6 protein-coding genes are annotated in these 17783 nt (G+C 42.1%); 5 read left to right on the top strand and 1 reads right to left on the bottom strand.

The genetic code is table 11. The features are described 5' to 3' along the window. Window positions 1–20 precede the first annotated feature (20 nt). Window positions 21–4055 carry a two-component regulator propeller domain-containing protein gene (locus tag INQ51_RS06630; RefSeq protein WP_233377093.1) on the bottom strand — a complete coding sequence of 1345 codons (4035 nt, stop codon included), beginning with the start codon at window positions 4053–4055 and terminating at the stop codon, window positions 21–23. Window positions 4056–4482: 427 nt separating this feature from the next. Here INQ51_RS06630 and INQ51_RS06625 point away from each other — a divergent pair, with 427 nt between their 5' ends. The 5 genes from INQ51_RS06625 to INQ51_RS06605 all read left to right on the top strand — a co-directional run bounded on the left by INQ51_RS06625 (window position 4483) and on the right by INQ51_RS06605 (window position 17774). Then, entirely contained in the window at window positions 4483–6501 is a 2019-nt protein-coding gene (locus INQ51_RS06625; RefSeq protein WP_233377092.1) for a glycoside hydrolase family 2 protein, read from the top strand. Window positions 6502–6505: 4 nt separating this feature from the next. Next, window positions 6506–8881 carry a glycosyl hydrolase family 95 catalytic domain-containing protein gene (locus INQ51_RS06620; RefSeq protein ID WP_233377091.1) on the top strand — a complete coding sequence of 792 codons (2376 nt, stop codon included), beginning with the start codon at window positions 6506–6508 and terminating at the stop codon, window positions 8879–8881. A gap of 841 nt (window positions 8882–9722) precedes the next feature. After that, window positions 9723–12725: a SusC/RagA family TonB-linked outer membrane protein gene (locus tag INQ51_RS06615; RefSeq protein ID WP_233377090.1), complete on the top strand. Its 3003-nt coding sequence runs from the start codon at window positions 9723–9725 to the stop codon at window positions 12723–12725. Between the two features lie 32 nt (window positions 12726–12757). Then, a complete protein-coding gene (locus INQ51_RS06610; RefSeq protein ID WP_233377089.1) occupies window positions 12758–14779 on the top strand; it encodes a RagB/SusD family nutrient uptake outer membrane protein in 2022 nt (673 codons plus the stop codon). Between the two features lie 19 nt (window positions 14780–14798). Beyond that, window positions 14799–17774 carry a SusC/RagA family TonB-linked outer membrane protein gene (locus INQ51_RS06605; RefSeq protein WP_233377088.1) on the top strand — a complete coding sequence of 992 codons (2976 nt, stop codon included), beginning with the start codon at window positions 14799–14801 and terminating at the stop codon, window positions 17772–17774. Window positions 17775–17783: the final 9 nt, after the last annotated feature.

Raw genomic sequence — 17783 nt, 5'->3', positions numbered from 1 at the left:
TTATAAAGTGGTTTGATGTGTTAGCTATCATTTTCTGTCTGGTGTAGTTTGGCCAAGTACTCTTTGGGCGTTTGGTTGTAGTGCTTCCTGAAACTTCTGGTAAAATAAGAGTGAGTAGTGAACCCAACTATATGAGCTGCTTCATCAATATTGTATTGATTTGTTTTAAGCAAATTAATGGCTTTTTCCAGCCGATAGATACGAATGTATTCTGAAGTTGAATAGCCGGTCAGATTTTTAAGCTTACGATGCAGTTGGGAGCGGCTAATCCCAATCAGACTCGTGAGTAGCTCAATATCGAATTCTTCGTCATTTAAGTGTTTTTCAATGATATTGTTTAACTTTTTAAGGAAGTAATTATCTAGCCCATTCATTTCGGATGATTCAGTAGCCGGTATTTTGGGGCCAAAATATTTGCGAAGCTTAGCACGCTGTTCCAGTAGATTGTCTATTTGAGTTAGTAACAGCTCGTCGTCAAATGGTTTTGATAGATAGGAATCAGCACCCAATTGCATTCCTGTAATCTGATTCTCTTTTGATGAAAGGGCGGTTAAGAGAATGACCGGTATATGAGAGGTGGCCATGTCGCTTTTTATTTTAGCGCAAAGTTCGAAGCCATCCATTTCAGGCATCATAACATCCGAAACAATTATATCCACTGCTGTTGATTGAAGGGTATCCAGTGCAATTATCCCGTTTTCCGCTGTTTTTGTCTGGTAGTGTGGCTTTAATACCGAGCTTATGTAAGTCCTTAGGTCCGGATTGTCTTCCACAATCAGAACCATCGCATTTGATTTTTGACTTTTTTCTTTAGCCCCGTGAATTGCTAAATCCTGGGAAACAGTTGTGCTATAGGATTCAAAATATATGTTTTCACCCTCTTGCTTTAGCGGTAGCTGAACGACAAAACAGCTGCCCTTACCCGGTGTGCTGTATGCATGCAGGCAGCCTTTGTGCATAAGCGTAAAGTCGCGACACAATGAAAGGCCAATGCCCGAACTGTTTTTGCGTAACTCTTTGCCTTGCTCAAAGCGGTCGAATACTTTTCTGAGGTCTTGCGCTTCTATTCCCGGCCCCTCATCTTCTATTAAAATAGATACCGTTTCGTCGGTGTGGAGTTCGCCAAAACTGATGTGGTTTTGATACTCATCTTTTGGAGGTTGGTGTTTGCCTTTCTTTAATGAAAGACTAATCTTCTTGTTGTTGGTTGTGTACTTAAAGGAGTTCGAAAGCAAATTAAAAATAATGTAATCCAGTTTTTCAGGATCAAACTCCATTTTAATGTGTTTATCCGGGTAGCTTTCCGTAAAAGAAATGGACTTCGATTGGATGTCAAAAGAAAAATGCAAGCTTCGCTCTTTAAGAAAACCAATGACATCATCAGTCGAAAGGTTTAATTTCTCTTTTCCTTCTTCCAATTTACGGAAGTCGATGATTTGATTGATCAGTATAAGTAAACGCTTTGAGTTGCGCTGAATAATATCTACCATCTCTCTCTGAGAATCTGTTAAGTTATCAGCTTCGATTAATGATTTGGTAGGCCCTGAAATAAGTGATAGAGGGGTCTTGAATTCATGCGATACGTTGGTAAAGAAGCTTAATTTCAGTTCATTGATTTCCTCTTCCTGTTGGTGTTGTATTTTCTGTATTAATATGTCATTTCTCAGTTTTGTCCGTGCCTTTAATATTCTTATTAAGAAAAACAGGATGGAGCCAATCAGTAGTAAATAAGTAATATAGGCCGTGTTTGTTGCATAAAGCGGCTTGGTTATGGTTATGTGTATGCGTGCAGGCTCTAAGCACCATATGCCGTCATTGTTACAGCTTTTTACTTCAAATATGTATGAGCCCCATTTCAGGTTGGTGAACATGGCTGAAGCCTCCTGCCCTGCTTCAATCCACTCGTCATAGAAATTGACCAGCCGGTACTGGAAGCGGTTTTTTTCGGGTAACAAGTAGTTGTCCGAAGTAAACATAAAGCGGAGGGTGGTTTCATTTGGTTTAAGACGCAGTTGATGGGTAACGGAGTCCATGTTGGTATAGAAAAGATTGTAGTGCTTTTCATTGTTAATGATGGCATCGCTTATAATGACTTTTGGTGGTCGGGTATTAATTTTTATGTTATCGGGATTTACAGTAGTGAAGCCATTGGTGCCGCCAAAGTACAATAAGTTATCCTGGTCTTTGAATACCGATTGCGGATTGAACCAAAGGCCCTGTATTCCGTCAGAGGTCTTAAAATGCCTTGCGGTTTGGTGTTCCGGTTTATACAATACCAGGCCATTATTGGTTGTAATCCAGATGTGTTGATTGAAGTCTTCTAAAACACCATAAACGGCATTGTCTTTTAACAGATTGTTGGCGTTGAAACTGGTAAACTTGTCATCTTTTGGATTATAAATAATGAGATCCGTTTTAGTTCCTATCCAGATTGTACCGTTCTTAAGTTCTGTAATGGAGTAGATTAATCTGTTTAATCCGGCTCGTGCATTTTTTTTAATGGATGTGTTGGGCTTAAGCGGAATGCACCTGATATCGCTCACGGTGCCTATCCAGATATTGGAGTTGGAATCAACAATGATGGATTTAATGAACGGCGAGTTGTTGGGTATTTCGTTGGGGAATATTGACGATTGAAAAGAAATTTTCTTGGTTTCGTGATGGTAGAAGTTGAGTCCTCCCCCGTGTGTGCCTATCCATACCCCTGAATCAACCGGGAAAAGCGAATAAACTTCATTGAAAGAAATATGCTTCCCGTCTTCAGGACCGGCATCAAAATGCGTGTAAGAGCTGAGCCCCGCTGGTTTATACCAAAGTCCGTTTGCTTTTGTTGCCACCCAATGCCCGCCAAAGCTATCAAAGCACTGGTATTTAATATTGTAGGTGTTTTGGTCGTGGGAGAGTGGTACCGTTGTAAAGATGCCTCGTTGCTTATCAAAGCTGTTGAGTCCTCCCCTTTCGGTTCCAACAAATATTTTTCCATTGCTATCCTGGGCAAAACAGCTGACCATATTATTACTGATAGATAATGGATCTTTGGAATGTGAATAGTTGATAAACTGATTATTGGCATAGTGATAATAACTAATGCCACCGGCCCATGTCCCGATCCAGATTCCATTTTGTTTGTCTTCAAACAGTTCAAAAATAGAGGAGTTGGGTAAGCCTTGATTTTTGTCACTGTCAATCCATAATAGCTGCTGTCCGGGTTGCTGGATAAACAGGCCATAGTAGGTTGCTATCCAGAATGTACCACTTCGATCCTTGATGACTTTACGAATATCCCAGCTATCATAATCGACCCCCATCGCTTTATTAAAATCAAACTGCTTTGTTTGGGTACCATCCATTGAATACAAGATGAGACCACTTTTTATATAGCCTATCCAAATGTGGTGATTGTCTCTGTATATGGAAGTTACCTTATTTCCCTGGGCAGGGATAAACAACTCTGGCTTTAGGTCAGTGAGTTTTGCTTTATAAACACTGCCTTCCTGAGTGCCAATCCATACATTATTATTTACATCAAAATAGAAGTATACAGGTTTTTCATTGTTAACAAAGGCCAGGCGTTCAAGATAGCCGTTGTCAGCATTAAGCCGGCCCATACCAGCCTGATCTGCTATCCATATGTTTCCTTCATTATCACTCGCTATATGATGTATATATTTGTTTTTAACGATGCCATCTTTATCATTGTAATGAAATTGACTAAAAAGCTGAGTAGCTTTGTCCATTACGCATATTTTATCACTGATTGCTACCCATATGCGTCCGTCACGGTCAATGGCTAAGGAGTTAATCGCGCCATTTTTAAGGCAGTCACTTTTCCTTTCTTCGTTGCTGAACTTGTTTTCGTCCCGCATACTGTATTTGAGTAGTCCATGATTGGTTCCTACCCAAATAAAATCATTTTGATCTTGAATAATTGCATTAACCGATTCGGATGAAAATCCACCAAGTGGTGATATGCGACGAAATATAAAATCAGTATTACTGCCATTCATTTCGTGCCCAAAAAAACAAAGCAAAAATATTATGAGTACGATTTTCATATGCAAATGTTTGTTGCAAAAATAGCTGAATTAAACTACAAGAACTAGTATATATGTTGCAAGGCAACTGCATTTATCCCATTAGTGAACAATGCTTGAAAGAATATGCAATATGTGTGGCAGAGTTGGCTTGATGGTGTATTTATATTTGAAAGGAAGAACGTTGGAAGAGGGTTCTGATATGAATAATAGCTGAGATAAATAGGAGTATTCTTCGAATGATGCAAGTCAGTTTGAATTTGATTGCGTAGAAGTCAGAGACCTGGATCCGCGATTATCGCGTAGCTGGTCAGATGGTTTTATGGTAATCTTTTTAAAGATGAAAGAAGGGCAAAATAAAAAAGTTACAGAGATGACAATTAAGTGTAAGCAAGGAATCCTTGTCTTTGTTTAGGAACCTGTAAGAGAAAAATAAACACAACAAGATATGAAGAAATCTTTTTTAGTACTGTTGTTAATTGTTGGTTTTATAACAATAGCATCAGGACAACGAGAGCAGATGGTGATCAATGACAAGTGGCGTTTCACCTATGGATATGAAGTGCAAAAAAATGTATTTACAGAAATAAATCTGCCTCACACGTGGAATACCAAAGATGCATTGGGAGGCAATGTTGATTATTATCGGGGACTAGGTAATTACGAGCGGACACTTAAAGTGGAAGAAAGCTGGAAAGGAAAGCGATTGTTTGTTCGTTTTCTCGGGGTCAATACGGTGGCCAATGTGTTTATCAACGGTAAACATGTGGGCGAGCACCGTGGTGGTTACACGGCTTTTGCATTTGAAATAACTGATTTTGTCAATTATGGTGAAGATAATACGCTTTGGATTCGGGTCAATAATGCGCCGCAACTGGATATCATGCCTTTGGTGGGCGATTTTAATATGTACGGCGGCATATACCGCGATGTAGAACTGTATATAACCGATACCGATCTTATATCGTTGCTGGACTATGGCTCTAAAGGAGTTTATCTTCATCAGCAGGAAGTGTCATCAAGCAAAGCCCAGGTAAATGCAGTCGTTAAAACATTGGGGCATTCAGAGTCTGTTGTGCGTTTAATGGTTGAAGATCACAGCGGTAAAATCATACTCAATAAGTCTGTTTCCGTGTCTCCGGGTAAGAACCAAACTGGTGAGGTAGCTATTCCTTTCGAGATGCAGGAACCGCGCTTATGGAATGGGCGTAAAGATCCCTATTTGTACACCGTGCGAACGCAGTTGATTAAGCAGGGAAATGTTGTGGATGAGGTTGTTCAACCATTGGGTTTGCGCTTTTTCCATGTTGATCCTGATAAAGGCTTCTTTTTGAATGGTGAGCATTTACAGCTAAAAGGTGTGTGTCGGCATCAGGACAGACCAGAGCTGGGGAATGCCGTATCGTACCTGCACCATGCCGAAGACATCGCCATAATGGAAGAGATCGGGGCCAATGCAGTGCGCTTGTCTCATTATCCGCAAGATCCGCAAGTGTACCGCTTGTTAGACGAGAAAGGTTTTATCGTTTGGAGTGAAATTCCTTTTGTAGGTCCAGGTGGGTATCGCGATAAAGGATTTGTAAATCAGGCTTCTTTTAAAGAAAATGGTAAGCAGCAACTGCTGGAAATGATACGTCAGCAAATCAACCATCCTTCGATTGTTATGTGGGGTTTGTTTAATGAGCTGAAGGAACAAGGAGATAATCCTGTTGAGTATATTAAGGAGCTGCATGCGCTCTCTCATTCCGAGGATCCGTCGCGAATAACTGTGGCTGCAAGTAACCAGGGAGGTGCTTTAAATACAATTACAGACATTATTGCCTGGAACAAGTATTATGGCTGGTACGGCGGAAACCCCTCTTCTATTGGAACCTGGGCCGATAATCAACACAAACAAATGCCTTCAACTCCTATTGGGGTAAGTGAATACGGTGCCGGAGCAAGCTTGTATCACCAGCAGGAAGAACTAATTCAGCCTGCTCCCAATAGTTTCTGGCACCCGGAAAACTGGCAAACGCATTTTCACGAAGGCCATTGGGTAGCTATCGATCAACGCCCTTTCCTATGGGGAACATTTATTTGGAATCTGTTTGATTTTGGAGGAGCGCACCGCACCGAAGGGGAAGTGCCGGGGAAGAATGACAAAGGCTTGGTGACTTTTGACCGGAAAGATAGAAAAGACGCTTTCTACTTTTATAAGGCTAACTGGAACCAGACCGAACCAATGGTTTATGTGGCGGAGCGACGCATCGTGAATCGGACAAAAGCAGCACAAACCATTAAAGTGTATTCCAATCAAAAGCGAGTGGAGCTGTGGGTAAATGGAACGAAAGCAGGTACAGCCACCGGTGATTATGCACGCTTCTATTTCGATGTGACCTTAAAGCCTGGCATGAATGAAATAATCGCCAAAGCGGGAAAAGAATTAATAGATACGGTTTACATTAATTTACAGGTTAATAATTAAATAGATGAAGAGGAGAGTATTGCTGTTTGCCTTGGGTGTATTGGTATTAGTGGCTTGTGAGCAACCACAGGATTTTACTGAAAAGCTTTGGTACAAGCAGCCGGCAAAAGAGTGGTTTGAGGCCTTGCCAATAGGTAATGGGCGCATAGGTGCTATGGTGCATGGGGGTATAAATCGCGAGCATTTGCAGCTCAATGAGGAAAGTTTGTGGGCCGGATGCCCGGAACAGCCCTATCCGGAGGATGTCCAGAAACACTATAAGCACTTTCAGAAACTAAACCTTGAGGGGAAGTTTGAACAAGCGTATGAATATGCGGGTAAGTATTTGGTTACCAGTCCAACCGGCATTAGATCATACGAACCATTTGGTGACCTGTATATCGGCTTTGACCACTCTGACGGGCAGAATTATCGCCGGGAAATTGACTTGAGCACAGGCGTTGCTACCGTAGAATATGAAGTAGAGGGAAAACGCTTCCATAGGGAAACCTTTGTATCCATGGAGCACGATGTGTTGGTTTATCATTTTAAAAGTTTGGACGGAGAGAAAGTGAATGCCGAAGTGGCGTTTAACCGTAAAAAAGATGTGCTAACAAAGGCTGTAGCGGACGGTATTGTTATTCAAGGGCAGATTTTTGATGATCCTGACGGTTATGATGATAATGTTGGAGGATCCGGAAAAGGTGGTTACCACATGAAATTTGCAGGCCGTGCCAAAATAATTGCCGATGGTGCTGAAATTGTGCGAAACGATGAGGCCTGTCAGATAAAGGAGGCTTCCTCATTTACCGTTCTGTTTGGTGCCGCCACTAATTACAATTTGGCCGGGCTTAATTTTGACGAATCCATTGATGCCTCTGAAAAAGTTGCAGAGGACATTGAAAAGGCTGAGGCATTCACGTATGCCGAATTGAAAGAAGCCCATGTGAAAGTTCATTCCGAATTATATAAGCGCGTGAATCTGGATCTGGCTAAAATGGTAACAGACACCATTCCTACAGACAAGCGTCTGGATGCTCTAAAAGCTGGCGACGACGATGTGTATTTGCAGCAATTATTATTTCAATACGGGCGATACATGTTAATAACCAGTTCGGCAGGCAAAGCCAACTTGCCGGCTAACCTTCAGGGGATTTGGAACAAGGATATGTGGGCGGCCTGGGAGTCGGATTACCATATGAATATTAATTTACAAATGAATTACTGGCCGGCTGATGTTTGCAATCTCCCTGAAACTGTCAGGCCGTTATCTGAATACTTAACACGACTGGCGGTTAATGGGAAAGAAACAGCCCGCGAATTCATTGGTTCTGAAGGATGGATGTTTCATGCAAGCAGTAATGTGTTTGGGCGGACTACACCTTCTGCTTCAAATGCTTTTTATCAGATAAGTGTCGGTTATAGCTTCCCTTTGGCAGGAGCCTGGATGACACAGACATTGTGGAGGCATTATCAGTTTACCCGTGACGAGCAGTATTTACGCGAAACCGTTTATCCAATGTTAAATGGGTCAGCCCGTTTTATCATGGATTTTCTTCAGGAGGACGAAAACGGGGTGTTGGTAACAGCTCCATCTTATTCGCCTGAGAACGAATATATAGATCCCGAGACTGGGAAGGTATTGTCTAACACAGTGGCTTCTTCTGTAGATATTCAGATCATTCGTGATGTACTAAACAGTTGTTTGGAAGCAGAGCAGTTGCTTGGACAATCAAATCTCACGGCAGAGATAAAGTCAGTACTGCTTAAGCTGCCTGAGATTAACATCGGTGCCAATGGTACCATCATGGAATGGATTCAGGATTACGAAGAGGCTCAGCCTGGGCATAGACATATCTCACACCTCTATGGCTTGTATCCATCTACTCAAATAAATCCTTCGAAGCCGGAATTATTTGCAGCTGCGCGTAAAACGATAGAGAGGCGGCTGTCATTTGGTGGTGGACAAACAGGCTGGAGCCGTGCCTGGATGGTTAATTTTTATGCGCGCCTGTTGGATGGCGATGAATCGTATAAACACATCAATGCGCTGCTAAAAGAGCAAATGACCAATAATCTGTTTGATTTGCATCCGCCACGTATTTTTCAGATAGATGGCAATCTGGGCGTTACGGCCGGAATGGCTGAAATGTTGCTGCAGTCGCATGAGCCAGGTATCATTCGCTTGTTGCCCGCATTGCCTCAACAATGGCAAGAGGGTACAGTTAGTGGACTCAGGGCAAGGGGAAACTATGAATTAGGCATGACCTGGTCGGAAGGTAAACTCACAAAAGTGCAGGTAAAGGCTTTCAGGGATGGACAGGTTTCTTTGGTGTATCAATCAAAAGAGATGCCGGTTGATATGAAATCTGGCGAAACAAAAGAAGTGGTGTTTTTATAGTTGAAGCATTGAATAAGCGCTTGCTTTTAAGAAGATAACGACAAAAAACATGGAATTACTTCCAATCCTCACGATCATTGATCGTGGGGATTTTTCATTTTCATTACCAGTGTTTTTCTTGTAGGTATATTGTCTGGTCTTTTGGCTTTCTGACACGAGGTACCTAGTGAGACTGCTTGCAGCAAGCTGGCAAGGTATCCCATTGGATAATCATTGTTTTATTCGCACCAAGGTAAGGGGCATGTAACCCATGAGACCCTGATCCGTCAGTCTCACCGATTTAATAACCCAAAACAGCCCGCTGTTCTTTCATTATTTATGCCTGTGCCAATGTGTTCTCCAGGGGCGTTTCCAAAGTTGGTAATAGGCTCCGTTTTTTCGGTGAGCACCGAAAGCGCTGAACAGCCATAAGAAGAATCTTTTTAAAACTTAGAAATTCTAAAAAAAGTTAAATGCTGCTGTCGAGGATGTTGCAGTTGCGAAACAATAGTGAAAACATGCAGCATGTGTCTCAGAACTAAACACAAAAGTGCAAAAATCTTGGAAGTGCTTCATGTATGTTTGGATTTATAAGAATGGAAACATAGGAAGGCACAGTGGTGCTTGGTTTCCTTTTTTATAAAAGTGTAATTCTAATCAACCATTTATGAAGAAAAAAAACAAAGTTGTTTATTGGACTCAGCTAAAAAAGTTTGTTTCCAGTAAATTGAAGTTTAGCTTACTGTTTCTGGGATGGAGTTTGTTCCATACATCAGCAATAGCTAATTATTCTAGCGGTGATGGTTTCAGGGAGTCAGGAAGTCAGACTGATAGAACAGTTTTTCAAGAGCCTAGCCGGGTAATGACAGGTGTAGTTAAAGATGGGCAAGGGCTAACACTGCCAGGTGTAACTGTGTTTTTAAAGGGCACAACTACCGGTACGGTAACTCAACCAGACGGTAGCTATCAGCTTAAAGTTCCGGAGAACGGCGGTGTTTTAGTATTCTCATTTATCGGAATGGAAACGAAGGAGGTTGTAATTGGTAATCAAACGGTTGTCAATTGTGTCCTGGTTAGTTCAGTAACAGCGCTTGAGGAAGTAGCTGTTATCGCGTATGGCACTCAAAAGAAAGTGACTATCACGGGAGCTATCTCATCCATGGATACTGAAGAGCTGGGAAGAATGCCTGTTGCTTCGGTTAGCAATATGCTGGCCGGTAACATGACGGGTGTGTCAGCAGTTCAGTATTCGGGCCAGCCAGGTTCTGATGATGCACAAATTTACATTCGTGGAGAAGCAAACCCCTTAGTATTAGTGGATGGGGTTGAGAGAGCATTCTCTCAAATTGATCCGAACGAAATTGCCAATGTAACTGTATTGAAAGATGCCTCTTCAACAGCTGTGTTTGGAGTGCGGGGAGCCAACGGGGTGATTTTAATAACCACCCGCCGAGGACAGGAAGGATCTGCTCAAATTCATGTAAACTCGTCAATTGGGGCACAGGTACCAACGAGCTTAGGTAAATATGTGAATGCCAAAGACTTTATGACTTATGTGAATGAAGCCAACTCAAATGATGGTCAGTCACCTACCTATTCTGAGGAAACATTGGCTCAATATGATGATCCTAACAGAAATACATTGTTGTATCCCGATACCGATTGGCAGGAGATGTTTTTTGATGATTATGCAATTCAGCATCAGCACAATATGAATGTAAGCGGAGGTTCAAAAAGAGTTAAATACTTTACCTCTATGGGAATGCTTAGTCAGAACGGTATTTTTAACGGGAATGATGAGCTTGAATCTAACGGGAACTTTACCTACCGACGTTACAATTTGAGAAGCAACCTTGATTTTGAGATTACATCGAGTACGACCATGTCGGTAAATATTGGTGCTCGTCTTGAAAATCGCAACGAACCCAATGCCTATAAAGATGGTGAGTTTTTCCGCTCGTTTAAAGAAGCGAATCCACTTGGTGGTGCCGGAATCGTGGATGGTAAAGTTATTTTGGGGAACACAGAAGTGTATGTCCCACTTGCCAGCAGCGCCATGGATTTTACGGGGCGGGGAACCACGTCCAAATCTAAAAATGCCTTAAACCTGGACTTTAATCTGAAGCAGAAGCTTGACTTCATTACTAAGGGTTTGGAGTTGAGTGTGAAAGGTTCTTACAATAGTGAGTATGAGCAATGGAAGACCTTTAAGACGCAACGCCCCAGGTACACACCTTGGTTGCGAAAAGATATTCCATGGCTGCAGGATGTACCCTATACGGAAGAGGAAGGCGAACAAGTTATTCTGATCAAAGACGGCGATGATGGCCAAACAGAGTTCGACACAGGTGTTGGAAAAGGTCGTGATTTTTATACCGAAGCAGCTTTAAACTTTAAGCGAAGCTTTGGCGGGCACAATGTATCGGCCTTAGCTATGTATAATGCCAGGCGCATTTATTATCCTGCAAATGCTGTTAATCAGGATTTGCCGGCTGGTTATGTGGGGTTGGTTGGACGTATTACCTATGACTATGACACCCGTTACCTGGTCGATTTAAGTGTGGGGTATAACGGTTCGGAGAACTTTCACCGCGATCGCCGTTATGGAACGTTCCCATCTGTTTCTGTTGGTTGGATTGCAACCGAAGAAGACTTTCTGAAGGATAATAATATCATCGATTATCTGAAGTTGCGTGCTTCATATGGTATTGTTGGTAAAGACCGACGCTACAATGATTACAGGTATCGGTTTGGATACGTTCCCAATTCATGGACTTCATCAGGTGGCTATCGATTTGGCGATGTATCAGGGGGAACGTGGTATGGCGGTTACAACGAAGGTAAAATTCATGACGAGTTTACTACCTGGGAAACGGCTCACAAGCAGAACTACGGTGTGGATATGCGATTCTTAGACAGTAAATTATCTATTTACTTAGATTACTTTAATGAAAAACGCGATGATATCTTAATTGCCCGTCAGACTTACCCAACTTTTGTTGCCTTTACTCCACCTGAGGTCAACATGGGGTCACGGGAGATCACCGGATGGGAATTTAATATCGGTTGGAAATCGCGTGTGAATGAGGTTTCTTACAATGTGTCTTTTAATGGTTCGTATGCTAAACGCATTGTTACCTTTATGGACGAAGTACCCAACCCGGAAAACCCCTGGACCTTGCGCACAGGATATGAGGAAGGTCAACCATTCGGGTATAAATTTATTGGATTCTACCAGGATGGAATGCTTAATAACAACGGTGTGGACGCGAAAGAGGTGCAGCCCTCTATAGCAGAAGGAGACTGCGTGTATGCTGATGTTAACGGCGATGGAGCTATCGATAGCAATGATATGGTTGCCATTGGTAACACAAACAACCCACGCTTTACAGCAGGTTTAAATATGGGCTTTGAGTGGAAGAACTTATCCTTTTCCATGCAATGGAATGGTGCTACCGGAGTTTCACGTGTGTTGGCAGGTGCCTACCGCGAGCCGTTAGGACCAACAGGTAACCGCTCATTAATGCAAGAGCAGTTTGATAACCGATGGACACCGGAAACAGCAGAGACAGCTACGTTGCCACGTGCTTCAATGAGTTCACTGCCAAATAATAGCATGGTCTCTGATCTTTGGATTAGAGATGCCAGCTATATCCGATTGAAGAACTTCCGTATCGGTTATGATATTCAGTCTCAGTTTATAAAGGGTCTGGGGATTAGTAAGTTTAACGTTTTCGTTGCCGGACAAAATGTGTTGACATTTGATAAGCTGAAAGTACTGGATCCGGAATCTCGCACAACAGCACTCAATCCTGCTTATCCGGTAATGGCTGTATACAACCTTGGGGTTAACCTTAGTTTCTAAGCAGAACTTAATCAATAAAAAAAGTTTGTACAATGAGAACGATAATATATAAATTACTGTTTGTTGGTGCCATTGTTGCCGGTTTGTTTGCAACATCGTGCGTTGATGAATTTGAAGTGGGAGATGACTTTCTGGTTAAAAAGCCCAGCGGAGATATTTCGATTGATACCGTATTTAATGATGCGGTGAGCGCTAAAGGTGTGCTATGGAATGCATATGCTACACTGTATTATGGCTTAACCGATAGGACTACCTATTTTCATAACCTCGAAGGATTAAACTCTTTAGGAGATGATTACGAGAGTTTTTTGAATCAGGCGCGTGGAACATCGGTTTATTATTCCGGCCAGATGAATCCGTCAAAGGAATACAATGATTCAAAAGGATATTATACAAAACCCGAGAGATGGAAAGGAATACGTTACGCTTATACTTTTATTGAAAACGTAGATAAAGTACCAAATTTCGAGCAAGGAGAAAAAGAACGGTTAGTTGGAGAGGCCAAGATGATCATCGCAAGCCATTATGCGAACATGTTTCGCCATTTTGGTGGATTACCATTGTTAAAAAAGGCATATCAGCCTGCTGATGATACGAATGTTGAGCGTGCTACTGTAGAAGAAACGGTAAAGTTTATCACCAATTTGTGTGATGAAGCAGCAAGTGCTCTTCCCTGGCAGTTGAGTAATGATGAGATTGGTGCATGGGCGGGCAGATTTTCGGCTGCCGGCGCAAAAGGATTAAAAGTCAGAGTGTTGCTGTTTGCTGCGAGTCCGTTGTTTAATTCTTCAAATACCTGGAGTGGATCCGGAAACGAGTCGGTTAGCAATTTGCAAACAACCTATGGTAGTTACGATGCCAGCCGCTGGCAAGATGTGGTGAAGGCTTGCGAAGATTTCTTTACACTTAATGGAGGTATTGCGCCCAATACAGGAACATACTACCTGAATCAGCCTACAGGTACTGATCTGCAATCATATCGTGAAGGCTACCGCGAAGGCTATTACAACAGAAGTAACCCCGGAATGCTTATATCAGTGCGAAGAGCTGATAAATCACCTTCTAAATGGGATTATTATTATTTCCCAACCATATGGGTACGTTGGAATGGTATGTTACCGACATTAACCGGTTTGAATGCCTATCCAAAAGCAGATGGAACACCTTTCCTGGAAGCAGACATGCCATGGAAAAAGAGCAACGCGGAACAGCAAACGGCTCTGAATAATGGAACATATGTTGATCCTTTCGCTGATCGCGACCCTCGCCTCTATGAAGTAAGTAACATAACCGGTAAGACCTACCATAACGGAAGATTGTTTGAAGGGTATATGGGCGGCTCTCACCGTGGCGATAAAGAAGATGGATCGCAGGTTAAGACCGACAAAGGGCTGGCTGCGTCAGGCTTTACAAATTATAAGTTCACGCTTGATTTTGCGGGAGAATACGACGGTCGCACAATCCATTGGCCTGAATTACGTATAGCAGAGATTTACCTGAGTTATGCTGAGGCACTGACAATGGTTGGCCGTTCAAGCGACGCCTATAAGTGGGTGGACGCGGTACGTGAACGTGTCGGACTTAAAGGTTTGTTAGAAGCCAATCCAACCCGCAGTGCTATTGATGTAACACATCCCGATTTCAGTGAGGCGGCACCAGCTGATGAGTTTTTATTAAAAGAAATCCTGAGAGAAAGAAAATGCGAATTGGCGCTTGAAGATGTACGTTTCTACGACCTCATCCGCTGGCGTTGTGCAGAGGATTTCAAAAAGCGTTTGTCCGGCTTATTAATATGGAGATACAAAAAAGATGATGGTACAATCGTGGATGATGATGCCTCATTTGTATTTAATGAATTCCAGATAAGAAAGCGCTTTATTCAGGATGGCGAGTCGGGTAAAGAACAAATTATTCGGATTTACCCTGGCGATAAAGAAACTGCGATCAATAAAGATGCGCACGGATCAATGTGGGAGCCTAAATGGTATTTGTCAGCTTTCCCAACAACTGAATTAAATAAGAGCTATGGTTTAACACAAAACCCAGGCTGGTAAGCAGTAAAAAGTTGAATTTATGAAGACAAGATATTTAAAATTTATTATTGGGCTTTTCCTTGTATTTGCAGTTCAAAAGTATGCCAATGCAGACGAACTGACCGGCCGTGTGTTGGATGCAAAAGGAAAACCAGTTTCAGGAGCATTGATTTATTTGGTGCAGTATCCTGATGTTAAAGCGACTACTGACAGGAATGGCGAGTATACTATTACTGCCACAGAAAATTCTGAAGCAGTTATTAATTCAGCTGATATTTTTTCCAAGTCAGTAATATTATCGGATAGCCTTGTGGTTGTTATGGGCCTGGAAACGAGCCCGGTGAACCGTGGTTATGATTTAATTAACGCAACAAAAAACACGGCAGCATCTGCTCGTACTGTGTTTGCAGAAGACCTGGAGAAAAACGACTCAAAAGTGAACGCTTCCAATGCATTGTTTGGCGAGTTGTTGGGGCTTAGTGTGTTACAGGAAAGTGGAACAGTTGCCGAAAACCAGGCTAGGTTGAATTATCGTGGCTTAGGACGTCCGTTGGTCTTAGTGGATGGTTTCGAACGTGATCTTGATGGACTGACTGTGGAGGAAATTGAGTCAGTGACCTTGTTAAAAGATGCAGCATCGCAGGCTATTTATGGCATGCGTGGAGCAAATGGTGTTTTGTTGGTAAATACCAAAAAAGGTAAATACAATACCATGGAGATTGATCTTAAATACGACCATGGGGTTAAGTTTGCCAAATCAACTATTCCAATGGTTGATGCTTTCACCTATGCGAGTGCGATGAACGAAGCATTAGCCAATGATGGGTTAGCTCCTGAGTTCAACCAGTATCAGCTTAATGCCTACCGAGACGGAGGTCAGCCCGGAATTTATAGCAATGTAAACTGGGCCAATGAGATATTTAAGGATGTAGCTCACTCTAACTCCTACAATGTACAAGTTAGAGGCGGTAATGGCATTACTCGTTTTTATGGGGCGGTGGCCTATGATACTGATGAAAGTTTTATTAAGCTCAACGCGCCCGATCCTTCAATCCCGAACCAGTTCAAATATTCAAACCTGAATGTGCGTACCAATGTAGATGTCAACATATCAAAAAATACACTGCTGACAATTAATATGCTGGGGAAACTACAGGAGAACAGCCGGGGAATGCTAAGTGAATCGGACCTGATGAAAAGTATTTATAATACATCTGCCGGAGCATTTCCAATAAAAACCGAAAATGGTAACTGGGGAGCCAGCACAACGTGGAAAACCAATCCGGTAGCTGAATTGTCAACAGCTGGTTTTACAAGGTTTCATACGCGTACCCTTTACGCCAATATAAACATTAAGCAAAACCTTGATGCGATTACCAAAGGTCTGAATGCAAGTGCCAGGTTTGGTATGGACTCTTATTCGGTAATTAGAGAGAAAAAGTACAGAACTTACCAAACAGAGACCATTACACCTGTATTTGATAATGATGGTAACCCAACTGATCTTGAATATAACCTGATTGGAGAACGCATGACCAACTTTCAGGAGTGGAATGCAGGCACCATCGATCAGTGGAGAAAACTTACCGGACAGGGACAACTCGATTACAAACGCACTTTTAACAAGTCAACCGTAGGTGGTGGATATATATTTGAGATATCTAGCTATTCCGGTTACGGGCAGCACAAAATGTTTAACCGCGTAAATAATGTCATGTATGCTTCGTATGGCTATGATCATAAATATTTGCTGGATGCTACATTTTCAGTTGGTTCTTCTAACGTGTTGAACCCCCGTAGAAAGTGGGGTTATTTTCCTGCCATTTCGGCCGGATGGGTTGTTTCGCAAGAAGACTTTGCTAAAAACAGCGAGGCCATTGATTACCTGAAAGTGAATGCATCATGGGGTATTACCGGAAGTGATAATATGGATTTTGACCTGTACAAAGTGTACTATCAAACAGGTAAAAGCTATTTATTCGGGAACTTCCAGGGAGTGGGTACTATTGAGCCCGGTAGCTTACCAGTGGTTAATCTTACTTATCCTAAAACCCGAAGTGTGAATGTTGGTGCTGAAGGTACATTCTTCGGTGGTATGAATGTGAGTGTTGATGTGTTTGATATTAAAGAGTACGACCAATTGATTGAAAGCAAAAATATTGTTTCATCAGTCATTGGTATTGACCCGGGCATGACCAACAGTGCAGAATATGCTTACAAAGGCGTTGAGTTAGGATTAGGATATACAGGCGCAAAAGGTGACCTTAAGTATTCGGCGATGGGACATTTCACTTTTACAAGAAGTGAAATAATTAATAACAACGAGCAAGTATGGAAGAATGACTTTAACAGGGCTACCGGACATCCGGTTGGTCAAATCTTTGGTTACGAATCGATAGGTTTCTTCAAAGATCAGGCTGATATTGATAATAGTCCTGTTCAAACTTTCTCAGAAGTGCAGCCCGGAGATATCAAATACAAGGATCAGGATGATAATGGCATTATCGACCAATACGATAGAATTGCTATTGGCAATAATTCAATTGTACCCGAAATGTATTTTTCATTGGATTTGAATGTTGAGTATCGTAAGCTAGGTATCAATCTTCTGTTCCAGGGAACTGCTAACCACAGTGCCATCATGAAGGCAGATGGTATTTACCGTCCATTAGTCGATAATAATAATATATCACAACATTATTACGATAATCGCTGGACTGAGACAAATCAGGATGCATTGTACCCACGTTTAACAAACGCGCTAAATGAAAACAATAATGTGGCCTCAACTATTTGGTTGCAAGATTTATCCTATCTGAAACTTAGAACAGCTGAAATTTACTATACCCTGCCAAAACAATGGGTTGAACGTGTAAAGCTGGGCAATGCCACAATCTTTGCCAGGGGCTATAACCTGTTTTCGATCGATAAAATGAGAGTTGGCGATGCTGAGGCCTTTGGTCTCAATTTCCCAATGTATAGTTCTGTTAATCTTGGAGTGAAGATCAATTTCTAATAGACTGAA

The sequence above is a fragment of the Maribellus sp. CM-23 genome, from assembly GCF_021354595.1.
Lineage (GTDB): Bacteria > Bacteroidota > Bacteroidia > Bacteroidales > Prolixibacteraceae > Draconibacterium.
The sequence above is the reverse complement of the archived record's forward strand: the minus strand, read 5'-3'. Positions and strand labels throughout refer to the sequence as shown.

What these genes read in the sequence shown, in the direction of transcription:
- INQ51_RS06630 (WP_233377093.1), bottom strand. Translation starts at nt 4,055, where the DNA reads ATGAAAATCGTACTCATAATATTTTTGCTTTGTTTTTTTGGGCACGAA.
- INQ51_RS06625 (WP_233377092.1), top strand. Translation starts at nt 4,483, where the DNA reads ATGAAGAAATCTTTTTTAGTACTGTTGTTAATTGTTGGTTTTATAACA.
- INQ51_RS06620 (WP_233377091.1), top strand. Translation starts at nt 6,506, where the DNA reads ATGAAGAGGAGAGTATTGCTGTTTGCCTTGGGTGTATTGGTATTAGTG.
- INQ51_RS06615 (WP_233377090.1), top strand. Translation starts at nt 9,723, where the DNA reads ATGACAGGTGTAGTTAAAGATGGGCAAGGGCTAACACTGCCAGGTGTA.
- INQ51_RS06610 (WP_233377089.1), top strand. Translation starts at nt 12,758, where the DNA reads ATGAGAACGATAATATATAAATTACTGTTTGTTGGTGCCATTGTTGCC.
- INQ51_RS06605 (WP_233377088.1), top strand. Translation starts at nt 14,799, where the DNA reads ATGAAGACAAGATATTTAAAATTTATTATTGGGCTTTTCCTTGTATTT.